This is a genomic window from Chryseobacterium carnipullorum (assembly GCF_003815695.1).
GTDB classification, from domain to species: Bacteria; Bacteroidota; Bacteroidia; order Flavobacteriales; family Weeksellaceae; genus Chryseobacterium; species Chryseobacterium carnipullorum.
The window spans coordinates 2,574,005-2,587,365 of sequence record NZ_CP033920.1; the positions used below are offsets into that span (position 1 = coordinate 2,574,005).

The window sequence follows — 13,361 nt, forward strand, 5'->3', positions numbered from 1 at the left end:
AATTGATGGATAAACAGTCTTCACAAAATTCTGAAGTAAAAAATAATTTTAATGTTGATATTAATGAAATCATTAAGCCATATATCAGAAGATGGCCATGGTTTATTGTAAGTGCGGTATTATGTATTATTCTAGGGTATATATCCCTTAAATTTATGACTCCTGTATATAATACGCAAGCTACAGTACTTATTAAAGATGCCAAAAATACATCATCTCCTACTGCAAGTAATCTAGGTATTTTGCCTGATTTTTCAGGTTTTGGAGGACTTAAGACTAACAGTATTACCAATGAAATTGAGATATTCAAGTCTAAAAGATTAATGAATAGTGTAGTAAACAGTCAAAATCTTCAAACAAATATTATAGCTAAAGGTAGAATTAGAAGTACCGAATTATACAAGGAAACTTCTCCTATTGAGGTTAAGATTGTTAGTCAAAAACAAGATATTAATGCAAATAATATTATAAAACTTCAAATTAAAGGTGACCAACTTTTTATATCCTCAGAAAAGCTTAAAAAAAATATTGTCACTGGATTTGGAAGGACAATATCGTTACCTTTTGCTAATATTATTATCGTAAAGAATACTAAATTTAATAAAAATTTAGTAAAAAAAATAGACTATAATAATCTTGAGCTTAATATTGGATCAATTGATGCAAAGGTAAATAGCTTACAAGGGATGGTTAATGCAGGGCTAATTAATAAAGAGACCACCATCATCAAATTAAATATAAGATATCCAGAAATTAATAAAGCTAAAGATATTCTTAATGCACTTATTGTTGCATATAACAATGATGCAATATTAGATAAAAATCAAGAATCTCAAAAGACATTAAACTTTATTGAAGATAGGATTAAAAGGCTTTCTATTGAATTGGGACAGGTAGAAAATCAGAAAGAAAATTTTAAATCCCAAAATAATTTAACGGACCTGGAAGCTGAGGCAAAGATAGATTTGCAAAGTTCTGCTGAAGCAAGAGCAAAACAGTTGGAAATTGATGCGCAGTTAGAATTGACCTCTTCATTGATGAACTTTATATCACACCAAGGGGCATATCAGGTTTTACCAGCTAATGTAGGACTAAATAATCCTGATGCTATCGCAGGAATTTCAGTATATAATCAGTTGGTTTTACAAAGAAATAGATTATTAGAATCTGCTACTCCTGAAAATCCTGTAGTTGTTGATGTTACAAAGCAGATTAATTCTATGCGTACATCCATAACACAAAGTCTACAAAAGAATAGAACGGGCTTAGAGCTAGCAAAGAATCAATATTTAGGTGAGCAAAATAAAATATCTGGTAAGATTTCCAAATTACCAACGATAGAAAAAATATTTAGAGGTATTGAAAGGCAACAACAAATAAAAGAAAATCTCTATCTATTATTACTTCAAAAAAGAGAAGAAACTGCAATAACACAATCTGTTTTTGCTCCTAAAGCCAGAGTAATAGATGCTGCGTATGCTTACGGAGCTCCAGTATCTCCGAAAAGTGGAATTATTTTAATGGCAGCTCTTATTATAGGATTGCTAATACCGTTGGCAATTATCTATTTGAAAGAATTGTTTAATAATAAATTGCAGACTAAGCACGATCTGGAGAAACTTGTGCATGCTCCTGTGATTGCAGAATTGCCAAGTAAAGAAAAAGGGGAATCAGATATTGTACGAATGAACGATATCACTCCAATGGCTGAAGCGTTTAGAATTCTTATTACAAATATGAATTTCATGCTTCCTAAGAATAATGATGCAAAAGTAATTTTTGTTACGTCTACTGTTAAAGGAGAAGGGAAGACATTTGCCTCTGTAAATTTAGCTTTAACAATGGCCGGGCCAAAGAAGAAAGTAATCATTATTGGTTCGGACATTAGAAATCCTCAGCTGCAACGTTATAACCCTGCTAGAAAGGGGTTAATCGGACTTACTGAATACCTTTATTCAGATCAAACAAAGTTGGAAGAAATAATTCACGTATCCACTTTTAACCCTTATTTGGATGTTATTTATTCAGGAATGATACCTCCAAATCCTACAGAATTATTATCAAACGGTAGATATGAGTTGCTTCTGAACCAGCTTAAGGCTAAATATGACTACATTATTCTTGATACAGCACCATTATTATTGGTAACCGATTCATTCTTAATTGCAGAATTGTCAGATATAATAATTTATGTTTCAAGATCTAACTATACTGAAAAGGCGTTGATTGAATTTGCTAATAGTAATATTGACCAGGATAAAATTAAAAATGTAGCTTTTGTATTAAATGATGTGAGTAGTGAAAACTTAGGATATAGTAACAAATATGGTTACGGATACATGAAGGTAGAGGAAAAAACCTGGGTGCAAAAAATAAAAAAAATATTTAGTTAAATGGATTTCTATAAGATTGCCATCATTGGGCAGGGGTATGTTGGACTACCTTTGGCACTTGAATTTGCTTCTCATTATTCTGTTCTTGGATTTGATATAAATTTGGATAGAGTAGATCAGTTAAACAATGGACAGGATATTACTCTTGAAGCCGATGTTGATAAATTGAAAGAAGGTCTAGAACAATTTACAGAATCTAAAGGCCAAAAGGGATATAAAGCAACGGATAAAGTATCTGAGATTTCAGAAAGTAATATATTCATTGTGACAGTTCCTACCCCCATCGATAAGTATAATGCTCCAGATTTAAGTCCATTAATATCAGCCTCAAAAATGTTGGGGGAAATCCTTAAAAAAGGAGATATTGTAATCTACGAATCAACCGTTTTTCCTGGTTGTACAGAAGAAGAATGTGTTCCTGTATTGGAGAAATATTCACAACTTCAGTTTAATAAGGATTTTTTTGTTGGCTATTCTCCAGAAAGGATTAATCCCGGTGACAAGATCAATACTCTGACAAGTGTCATAAAAGTTACTTCAGGATCAACGCCTGAAATTGCACACAAAATAGACGATTTATATAGTAAAATCATTACAGCAGGAACGCATAAAGCCCCTAGTATTAAAGTAGCTGAAGCGTCAAAAGCCATAGAAAATGCCCAACGAGATATTAATATTTCATTTATAAATGAACTCGCATTAATATTTGACAGAATAGGCATAGACACAAATGATGTTCTGGAAGCTGCAGGCACAAAATATAATTTTTTAAAATATAAACCAGGTCTGGTTGGAGGACATTGTATTTCTGTAGATCCATATTATCTGGCTCACAAAGCAGAACAACTAGGGTATCATCCAGATGTTATTTTGTCAGGGCGTCGTGTAAATGATTCTATTGCTAAATTTATAGCATCAAAAGTTATTAAACTTCGTATTGCAAAAGGTGGTATAATTAAAGGCTCAGAAGCATTAATTCTGGGAGTTACTTTTAAAGAAAATTGTCCAGATATCAGAAATAGTAAGGTTTTGGATATTTATACGGAGTTACTTGAATATGGAATTAATGTTGACATATTTGATCCTTGGGCAAGCATAGAAAAAGTAAAGCAGGAATATGGTGTAGAAATTCTGAATCAGCTTAAAGAAGACAGACAATATGATTTTATTATTATTGCTGTCGCTCATAATGAGTTTCTTGAAATAGATCTTCGAAAATTGAAAAGAGAAAATGCCGTAATTTTTGATACAAAAGCCTGTCTGAACAGAGATTTAGTAGATGCAAGACTATAAATAGTGTCTCAAATACTGCATTATTACATTTGAAAAGCACAATACTATTGATGGAAAAAAAAAGCTTAGGCTTAAACTATGTTTTAAGTGCACTTAGGATTATGACTTCGGCTATCGTTGGCTTGCTTATTATGTCTCATGCAAATAAAACATTGGGTGCTGAAATAATAGGTAAGGTAGAGTATGCTAATACAATTATTAATTACTTTATCATGTTCTCTGTTCTTGGAATTCCAATGTATGGAGTACGTGAAATAGCTAAACAACGAAACAATAAGAGAAAACTATCTCAAACCCTAGTGGAGCTTTTGTCGATACTTTTCGTTACTACTTTAATTTCGTACATTGCTCTTTTTACATTAATATATGGTTTCAACTTTTTCTCTGATTATAAGACCTTAATTTTACTTTTCAGTATTGTCATCTTACTTAATAATGCCGGTGCAGATTGGTTTTTTATGGGTATGGAAGATCAGCTTTACATCACTGTCAGATTTGTTTTTGTCCGATTAATTGCATTGGCTATTCTGTACTTATGTATTCATACCAAGGATGATTATCTTATATATGTATTTATTACAATTTTATATGTATGTGGGTCAAATGTTTTTAATTTCTATTTTTTATATAAAAACATCCAGTTTCATGAAATTTCATTTAAGACATTAGACTTTAAAAGACATCTCAAACCAATAATGACAATTTTTGTAGCGGCAATTTCTGTAAATATTTATCTTCAATTAGATAGTTTTCTGATCAGTCATTTAGCCGGAGATAAATATTTAGGGTATTATGCTGCGTCCAATAAACTAATAAGACTTACTACCACATTTATTTCAGTTATTGGTCTGGTTTTAATCCCAAGGTTATCTACTTACTGGGAAAGTGAGACAGAATTGTATAGTGACACATTAGTCAAATCGTTTAATTTAATTTTGATTTTTTCTGTTCCTATTTCATTATTTTTTTTCTTATTTTCAGAAGAAATAATTAATGTGATGGCTGGAGATGATTTCTATCCTTCAGTGCTAACCATGAAATTGTTATCTCCTATTTGTTTAATAGCAGGCATTGTATATTTTTTAGGATATCTGGTCCTGTTTATTCAGAAGAAAGAAAAAATCTACACCTACGCAGTTATATTAACAGCAGCTTTTAGTGTAGTTGTTAATCTGTATGCTATAAAGCACTGGCAGCAGAACGGTGCAGCTGTTACACAAATTTTAGCTGAAATAGTTGCTATATTATTTATGTTGGCTTTTATTAGAAAACAACTTCCAAAAGGGTTATTCTTTAATAAAAACGTGTTTAAAATTTTAGCGAGTTCAATAATAGTATTTTTATTGTTATTAGGATTCAAAAAGTATTTTAATTTGGAATTTAACTTTTGGAAATTTATAGGAGAATCTATTATGTTTTTTTTATCTATATTTGTTTGTTTGTTAATTGTAAAAGAAAAATATGTTCAGGAAGGAGTCTCCTTGCTTATGGGCAAATTAAAAAATAAATAATTTTAATATTACTATAATTAGAAAATTTCAATTCTTTACAATTTTCTAAAATACTTGAATAATGGCGGCATATATCATACTATACATATTTTCAATTTTCCTGTCATTTTATACTTATTTTAAAGAAAACGCAAATAAAATTCCCTTTTTTATTTTTTTTATAATCCTTGGAATCTTTGCAGGCTCGAGATTTAATATTGGAGGCTCTGATTACCTTGTTTATGAATTAATGTACGAAAATACCGATAAGGATTTTTCAGATGTTTTTTCACCTGATTATTTTTTATTATTAGGTACAGAGAAAGGGTACATTATTTTAATGTCTGCTTTTAATTATTTAGGAGTTGATTTTAATACTTTTTTACTTTTCTTGGGAATCTGTTGTAGTATTGGACTCTATTTTGTATTTACCCGTTATTCTAATGTATATGGAGTATTACTAACCATTTTCTTTGCAAAGGGGTTTTTATATTATTTTTTTACCGCACAGAGACAGATTATTGCGATGATAATTTGTTGGCTTGCCATTCAATTTGTAATAGAAAGAAAGTTTTTTAAATTTTTTTTAATGGTCCTTCTGGCCTCATTTTTTCATACAAGTGCTATATTGTTTATAGTTGTTTATTTTTTATATAGAGTAAAAATCAGTAACAAAAGGACAGTTGTTTTATTATTTATATCAATTGGTATGGGGGTACTAAAAATTGGTTCTTTAATAGGTATGCAAATTTCCAGTTTTTTACCTTTTGGTGGAGAAAAGCTTACTGGTTACCTCGAAGAGGAAGGAGCTGGTGCCAATGTTCTTAATTTTATAGAAATGGTTCCGATTTTGTTTGTAATATTAATGAATAGATACAGAATAGAGAACAAAATAAAATATTTTAATCTGTTCTTTAATTTATATGTTATCTTTATGATGATTACTTTTGCGTTCTATGATTTTGCATTCATTGCTCGTTTAAAAGGATATTTTATAATAGGATATATTGTTATTCTTTCCTCACTATTATTTATTCCTAATAAAAAATCAGTAGGAATAGGCATATTGTTGATTTTGATATTTTATTGTTTTGCTGTATATACAAGAGAATTATTAGTGTTTGACAATGGGGAAGGCTACCTTCCATATAAATCATATTTGTTCAAAGATTTTTAAAATGATATATAGACAATTTTTTTTATTTTCTTTCCTGTTTAATTGTTTTCTGCTGTCATGTGCTCAGGAAAAAATGGTTAATATTAATACATTTAATGTAAAAGGGGATGATCAGAATGACGATACTGGAGGTTTTGATAAAGCCATAGAATATATCAGCAAAAATGGAGGGATTTTGTATATTCCCAAAGGAAACTATTACCTGGACAATAAGAAAAGAATGAGAAAGGGTGTATATGAGAATAGTTATATATTTATTATAAACCAAAGTTTTAAAATCAGATTGGATAAGGAAGCGGTATTACATTATACCAACGATTTCAAAGGTTTTAGATTCAGATCAACACAGGACCCTACAGATAAAACAATAAATAAGTTCAACGTAGAAATTGATGGTGGAATTGTGGACGCTGCAGAAAATTATAAAACAAAAGTTAAAAATAACCCTGATATCTGGGCTTTTGTAGCGGAGACATTAAGTGGATTTAAGGTGACTAATATGACCATTAGAAATATATATGGTACATCGGGGATCGGAGCATACTCTAATACCTTTACAGAAATCTCAAACAATACCTTCGAGAATGTTACCGGAAATCCGTATGATTATGTTGATAATCATGGGAATGGAATATATTTAAATGGTGTTAACAGCTATTTAATAGAAAATAATAAAGTTATCAATAATGTTTTAAAAACACAAAGACTTGGAACTGTTGGAATTTGTATTGAAGGCAGCAGATCAGGCAACGGGACAATATTCAATAATACTGTTACGGGATACGATAGAGCTATTCATGTAGAACTTATTGATGGTACTGCAACGATTTACAAAAATTATTTAATAGGTAATTCTTCTGGTGTTGTTTTGTGGAATAATAACGGAAATAAGCAAATAGTTGATTCTAATATTATAACCAATAGGGGACTTGGAAAGCAAAGCAAATCCATTCTTTATACTTCAGCCGGAATATTAATGCTTGGTTTTGAAACAAATACAGGAACAATTATTAAAAATAATGAGATAACCGTAGAAAAAGATTATTTTATCCCTAACAACCTGTTACAAATTACGAGCAGTGATGTTAATGTGGCCAATAATATTTTTTCAGATCTTTCAAAAAGTCTCTCTTTGTCAGTAGCACAAGGCAGGGGAACTAATCAAAGGGTTAAAAGAATAATATTTACTTCAAATAGAGTGTCTGGAAAACGACTTGATGTTTACGACGCAAGTGATATAGATATTTCTAATAATAATCTTGATCTGAGCGAAATCGTATTATCATTTGATAATTCAACAAATATCTATAGGAAAAATACTTTTTCTAAGGAGAGTTTAAACAAGAATGTGAAAATATTCGGTAGATACATAAAATAAGATGAAGCTAAAGCAAATTATTGAATATATAAAATCTGACCTTTATCGTTATACAGCAAGCTATTCTCTAAAATCTTTTATTGTACAGTATATGATTAATCGAGGATTTAATTATTGTGTATGGCTTAGATTATCTCAACACCATAACCGCTTTTTTCATAAAATTTGTTTTATTGTTTTGAATGTCAAAAGAATAAAGTATAGAATTGATATCAGCCATAAAACTAAAATTGGATATGGTTTTTATTTGGGACATTCGGGACCATTAGTTATAAATCCAACCACAATCATAGGAAATAACGTAAATCTCTCTCAATACACAAGTATAGGAGCCAATAATGGAAATGCAGCTGTAATTGGAGACAACGTATATATTGGTCCTAATGTTTGTATTATAGAAAATGTTAAAATTGGTAAAAACTCAACGATAGGGGCAGGAAGCGTAGTCACAAAAGATATTCCTGAAAATGCAACTGCAGTAGGAAATTATGCAAAGGTTTTAAACTACAAAAATCCAGGAGAATACATTAAAAATAAATTTGTCATATAATGCTATTAACAATCTTTACTCCAACATATAATAGAGGATATTTGCTTCAACGCTTATATGAAAGTTTATGCCAGCAGAAAGTACAGAATTTTGAATGGGTGATTGTTGATGACGGCTCTTCAGATGATACCCAAAATATTGTGGAAGAATTTCAGAAACATGGAAATATTCCAATGCATTATCATAAGCAAGCCAATGCAGGAAAACATATTGCCATTAATCAGGGAGCTCTAATCGCTGAAGGTAAATTATTTTTTATTGTTGATAGCGATGATTATTTAACAGAAGATGCTACTGCGATAATAGCCGATAAGTATAAACTTATTGAAAATAATGAATCTTATGCAGGATTATCCGGCAGAATTGGATATTCTAAAACCCAATATATAGGATCACAAAACACTTATGAGGATATTCACGCCAATGCCCTGGATTTTAGATTCAGAATGAAGATACAAGGGGATATGGCAGAAATTATAAGGACAGATATATTAAGAGAATATCCTTTTCCCAGTATTGATGGAGAAAGATTCTGTACAGAAGGTGTGCTTTGGTATAATGTAGCATTAAAATATAAATTTCTCTGGTTTTCAGATATTATTTATATTGCGGAATATCTGGAAGGGGGACTTACATATAATAATTTTAAAATAAGAAAGAATTCGCCCGAATATACATTGCTTTTTTATTCGGATTTTTCAAGAATGCCTATTCCTCTTCTTCAAAAAATAAAAGCCAATATTAATTATTGGAGGTTTGCCAGATTTTCGAAGAGAACTTTTTTAAATAAATGGAAAGAAGTTAATCCATTACTCTCCTTAATAGGGTTTCCTGTTAGTTTATACTTTTTTATAAAAGAATCTTAATGAAAGTTTTACATATTATTGATGGATTGGGTACTGGAGGTGCAGAAAAGCTATTAACTGAAATGGTTCCAGCTCTCGTACAAGAGGGCTGTCAGGTTGATGTTTTATTGCTGAATGGAGACAAAACACCCTTTTACAAACAATTGGCAGCAGGTAAATATGGCAATATATACTCTTTAGGAAAGACATTTTATAATCCACTATACATTGTAAAAATCATTCCATACCTCTCAAAATATAATATAGTACATGTGCACTTATTTCCAGCTCAATATTTTGCAGCTATTGCTAAAATGATTGGAAATAAAAATGTTAAGCTTGTTTTTACCGAGCACAGTACATCAAATAAGCGTATAGAAAATAATAAATTCAAAAGGATTGAAAAATTTATCTATAGCTTCTATGATAAGGTTATTTGCATTACTCAGGAAGTGAAAAATAAATTAGTTGAAAAGCTTGATCTTCCTCAAGAAAAGCTGATAGTAATACAAAATGGTATCAAGATACAGGATATTAAAAATGCTCCGAAAGCTGATAGATCAAATTTTGGATATTTTGAAAATGAAAGATTGTTGGTTATGGTTGCAGGCTTTCGTGAACAAAAAGATCAGGATACCCTTATTAGAACATTATCTTTATTACCAGAAAAATATAAACTGTTACTCATTGGCGATGGTGAAAGAAAAGATATCCTTAAGAATTTAGTGAAAGAAATTGGAGTTGAAAATAGAGTTAATTTTTTGGGGATAAGATCAGATGTTTATTCCTTGCTAAAAATGTGTGATATTGCAGTTTTAAGCTCTCACATAGAAGGTTTCGGTTTGGCAGCAGTTGAAGCAATGGCATGCGGTGTTCCATTAATAGCTTCAGATGTAGATGGTTTGGCGCAGGTTGTAAATGGAGGAGGAATACTATTTAAAAAAGGAAGTGAGGAAAATTTGAAGATGAAAATTATTTCTTTGGAAAATATTGAGTACTATAAAGAAATTTCAGAGAAATGTCTTTCTAAATCAAGAGAATTTGACATTAAGAAATTGGTCGATAGTACGATAAAACTTTATTCAGATTTATAATTTGAAATGGAAAATATAAAATCAAAGAAAATATATAATATATTATTGTATCTCATTCCTGGGCTTTTCGCTTTGGCTTCTGTTGTGATCGTAAATCCTCCCCCGATTTTTGATGATTTATATCGTTTTTATTATTTTTATAATAAGTTTCAGGGAATGACAATTATTGAATTTTGGAACTTCCTCAAAAACCTTTCAGATTACATAATACAGATATATATTTACGTTTTTTCTAAAGTAGGTATTCCAGTTAATTTTTTATTAGGAGCTATTACTTATTCAACCGTTTTTATAATCCTTAAAGTGAGTTATCTTATATTAGATAGAACTTGTAAGAATATGATAATAGTTCCAATATTTATTGCTTCCGCTATAAGTGTATCCGGACTTTTATCAGGAGTTAGAAATCTTCACAGTATTGCTTTATTATATGGAGCAATATATTTATTAGTCAATCATAAGTATTTCAAATCAGGCTTTATATTTTTAGGCTCTATGCTTGTGCATTTTAGTTCCATATTTTATTTGCCTTGCTTGGCTTTGTTGAAACTGAAATTAAAGAAAATCCATTTACTATGGTTGATTTCATTTGTAGGATTTATTCTTCCGGTTATTTATCTCCCATTTCAGAACGAAACATTTACAAACTTTAGTTCAATACCTATAATTGGCAAACTACAGTTCTACACTTTTCAGAAGGATTATTATTTCAAGCTGACGTTGAATAACATAAAGATTATTTTAGTGAGCGTCTATAAATTTAGCTGGTATTTATTTACTTTGGCTTTTTTATTCTTTCAATGGAAAAATAAAAAGGATGATGTTTGGTTGAAAATATTGTTCATTCTTTCTGCACTTATGAACTTCACATTTATTTATTTGACTTTTTTCGAACGGGTTTCTTTTTTTGTTAAGATTCTGTTTGTGATTTGTTTACTTCAGGAAAACATGATTAGTTTTAAAATAAAAAAGAGAATTTTTATATATTTTTTAATCCTATTTTTCTTTCAGGTGTTTCTTTATATAGAAGGTTTGTATGATTTTATCTAATGTGTAATTAAAACTGAAAAATACTTTCAGGTTTAAATTAAAAAAAATACAATGAATAAAAATATTTTACATGTAGTTTCAGTTTCATTTTCAATATCATTTTTTGTTGGAGAACAATTTAATTATTTTAATGCTAATGATCTGAAATATAATTTTTTTGTTGCTTGTTCTCCGGCACGTAATGTAAGTGAATTATCTGATAAATATGGTTTTAAGAGTTACGAATTAGATATTAATAGAGCAATTACTCCTATTGAAGATTTAAAAGCAATTTATAAATTACGTAAATTTATTATCGAAAACAATATAACGACTGTTGTTGGCCATACTCCAAAAGGAGGAATGATTGCAATGTTAGCGGCTACTTTGGCCGGAGTGGAATCTAAAATTTATTTTAGACATGGTTTAGTTTATGAAACAAGCAAGGGTATAAAGAAGATCTTACTCACAAATATAGAAAGATTATCTGGAAATTTAGCAAATAAAGTAATATGCGTCAGTAACGGAATCAAACAAAAAAGTATCACAGATAGACTTAATAATAAAAGCAAGAACATTATTCTGGGTAAAGGAACATGTAACGGTGTGGATTGCTATAATAAATATAATCCAGATAATATCGATAAAACCATTGTTGCAAAACTAAAACAGCAATATAGTATAGATGAAAACAATGTGGTGTTTGGTTTTGTAGGAAGACTCGTAACTGATAAAGGAATTAATGAATTGCTTGAAGCATGGTTATTATTTTCTAAAAATAATACTAACGCAAAACTGCTTCTTGTGGGACCTTTAGAAAAAAGAGATGCTATATCGGATCAATCTCTCAACATTATTCGAAATACAAAAACTATTATTCATGTTGGTGAAGTGGAAGATACGTCTGTATTTTATTCTTTAATGGATGTTTTCGTCCTGCCGTCTTACAGAGAAGGATTTCCAACTGTTGTTTTAGAGGCATCATCAATGAGATTACCTGTTATAACCACAAATGCTACTGGATGTAATGAAGCAGTTATAGAAAATGAAACAGGAATTATTACCAAGACTATTACTGCTGAAGACATAAGTAAATGTTTAGAGTTTTTCATGGAGAATGCTGAAAGGCGTAAAGAATTTGGCCAAAGAGGAAGGGATTTTGTCGTTGAAAATTTTGAACAGACCAAAATATGGAAAATGATTAAAAAAGAATTGTTATGAAGATTTTATTTACTGGAGCAAATGGTTTTCTCGGAAAAAATGTTATTCCTGTACTTCGGAGGAAATCCTTTGATGTTAAAACTTTAGGAACACATAGTGCTGATTTTGTTAATAATATTACTGACGAGATTCCATTATTTGAAGAAAGATTTGATATGATTTTCCATGCGGCAGGTAAAGCTCATTCTATTCCAAAGTCAAAAGAAGAAGAAATAATATTTTATGACGTAAATTATCAAGGAACAAAAAATCTTTGTCTATCCTTAGAAAAAAATCTTCCGAAAATTTTTATTTTTATAAGTACAGTAGCTGTATATGGGAAAGATTTTGGACAAAATATAAGTGAAAATTTTCCATTAGAGGGGAATACACCATATGCTAAAAGTAAAATTTTGGCTGAAAAATTTCTTGCCGACTGGTGCAAGGCAAATAATGTAAAGTTGTTTATTTTAAGACCCTCACTTATTGCTGGCCCAAATCCACCGGGTAATTTAAGGGATATGATCAATGCTATAAAAAGAAGGAAATATTTTAATATTGCTGGAGGAACAGCAAGAAAAAGTATTTTTTGGGTAGAAGATTTTGCAGAACTTACTGCAAGCATTATTAATAAAGATGGAGGGATTTATAATGTTTGTGACAATCATAATCCCAGCTTTAAAGATATCTCCGATAAAATCTCAAAAATGTTAAATAAAAAACCAGCTGCAAGTATCCCTTATTTTGTCGCACTTCTATTAGCTAAGATCGGAGATTTGCTAGGTGAAAAAGCGCCGATTAATTCTTTAAGACTAAAAAAAATAACAGAGTCTCTCACTTTCTCCAACGAAAAAATCAAAAAAGAATTAGATTTTAATCCTTCCAATGTAATGGAAAAATTTCAACTATAAT

The 13,361-nt window shown here is 30.1% G+C and carries 11 protein-coding genes; all 11 read left to right on the forward strand.

From position 1 onward, the window contains the following. Window positions 1-5 precede the first annotated feature (5 nt). The gene (locus tag EG346_RS11770) at window positions 6-2,393 is read left to right on the forward strand and encodes a GumC family protein (protein ID WP_123878809.1); all 2,388 of its coding nucleotides are present in this window, start codon (window positions 6-8) and stop codon (window positions 2,391-2,393) included. After that, window positions 2,394-3,686, forward strand: coding sequence for a nucleotide sugar dehydrogenase (locus EG346_RS11775; protein WP_123878811.1), 1,293 nt, complete (start codon window positions 2,394-2,396; stop codon window positions 3,684-3,686). Window positions 3,687-3,736: 50 nt separating this feature from the next. After that, window positions 3,737-5,197 (forward strand): flippase, encoded by a 1,461-nt coding sequence (locus tag EG346_RS11780; RefSeq protein ID WP_123878813.1) that lies wholly within the window; start codon window positions 3,737-3,739, stop codon window positions 5,195-5,197. Window positions 5,198-5,258: 61 nt separating this feature from the next. Further along, the gene (locus tag EG346_RS11785) at window positions 5,259-6,353 is read left to right on the forward strand and encodes an EpsG family protein (protein WP_123878815.1); all 1,095 of its coding nucleotides are present in this window, start codon (window positions 5,259-5,261) and stop codon (window positions 6,351-6,353) included. 73 nt (window positions 6,354-6,426) lie between these two features. Continuing rightward, window positions 6,427-7,731, forward strand: a complete 1,305-nt coding sequence (locus EG346_RS11790; RefSeq protein ID WP_123897665.1) for a right-handed parallel beta-helix repeat-containing protein — start codon at window positions 6,427-6,429, stop codon at window positions 7,729-7,731. Between the two features lies 1 nt (window position 7,732). After that, window positions 7,733-8,281, forward strand: coding sequence for a serine O-acetyltransferase (locus EG346_RS11795; protein WP_228425831.1), 549 nt, complete (start codon window positions 7,733-7,735; stop codon window positions 8,279-8,281). Next, complete coding sequence (locus EG346_RS11800) at window positions 8,281-9,147, forward strand: glycosyltransferase family A protein (RefSeq protein ID WP_123878819.1); 867 nt, start codon at window positions 8,281-8,283, stop codon at window positions 9,145-9,147. The genes EG346_RS11795 and EG346_RS11800 overlap by 1 nt, the downstream gene beginning before the upstream one ends. After that, a complete protein-coding gene (locus EG346_RS11805) occupies window positions 9,147-10,220 on the forward strand; it encodes a glycosyltransferase (protein WP_123878821.1) in 1,074 nt (357 codons plus the stop codon). The genes EG346_RS11800 and EG346_RS11805 overlap by 1 nt, the downstream gene beginning before the upstream one ends. 6 nt (window positions 10,221-10,226) lie before the next feature. Next, window positions 10,227-11,270: an EpsG family protein gene (locus EG346_RS11810; protein ID WP_123878823.1), complete on the forward strand. Its 1,044-nt coding sequence runs from the start codon at window positions 10,227-10,229 to the stop codon at window positions 11,268-11,270. A 51-nt stretch (window positions 11,271-11,321) separates the two neighbouring features. Next, window positions 11,322-12,470, forward strand: coding sequence for a glycosyltransferase family 4 protein (locus EG346_RS11815; RefSeq protein ID WP_123878825.1), 1,149 nt, complete (start codon window positions 11,322-11,324; stop codon window positions 12,468-12,470). Beyond that, complete coding sequence (locus EG346_RS11820) at window positions 12,467-13,360, forward strand: NAD-dependent epimerase/dehydratase family protein (protein ID WP_123878826.1); 894 nt, start codon at window positions 12,467-12,469, stop codon at window positions 13,358-13,360. Before EG346_RS11815 ends, EG346_RS11820 begins: the two co-directional genes overlap by 4 nt. Window position 13,361: the final 1 nt, after the last annotated feature.

Coding starts and splice junctions, on each gene's coding strand:
- EG346_RS11790 (WP_123897665.1), top strand. CDS start 6,427: ATGGTTAATATTAATACATTTAATGTAAAAGGGGATGATCAGAATGAC.
- EG346_RS11820 (WP_123878826.1), top strand. CDS start 12,467: ATGAAGATTTTATTTACTGGAGCAAATGGTTTTCTCGGAAAAAATGTT.
- EG346_RS11815 (WP_123878825.1), top strand. CDS start 11,322: ATGAATAAAAATATTTTACATGTAGTTTCAGTTTCATTTTCAATATCA.
- EG346_RS11795 (WP_228425831.1), top strand. CDS start 7,733: ATGAAGCTAAAGCAAATTATTGAATATATAAAATCTGACCTTTATCGT.
- EG346_RS11810 (WP_123878823.1), top strand. CDS start 10,227: ATGGAAAATATAAAATCAAAGAAAATATATAATATATTATTGTATCTC.
- EG346_RS11800 (WP_123878819.1), top strand. CDS start 8,281: ATGCTATTAACAATCTTTACTCCAACATATAATAGAGGATATTTGCTT.
- EG346_RS11775 (WP_123878811.1), top strand. CDS start 2,394: ATGGATTTCTATAAGATTGCCATCATTGGGCAGGGGTATGTTGGACTA.
- EG346_RS11780 (WP_123878813.1), top strand. CDS start 3,737: ATGGAAAAAAAAAGCTTAGGCTTAAACTATGTTTTAAGTGCACTTAGG.
- EG346_RS11770 (WP_123878809.1), top strand. CDS start 6: ATGGATAAACAGTCTTCACAAAATTCTGAAGTAAAAAATAATTTTAAT.
- EG346_RS11805 (WP_123878821.1), top strand. CDS start 9,147: ATGAAAGTTTTACATATTATTGATGGATTGGGTACTGGAGGTGCAGAA.
- EG346_RS11785 (WP_123878815.1), top strand. CDS start 5,259: ATGGCGGCATATATCATACTATACATATTTTCAATTTTCCTGTCATTT.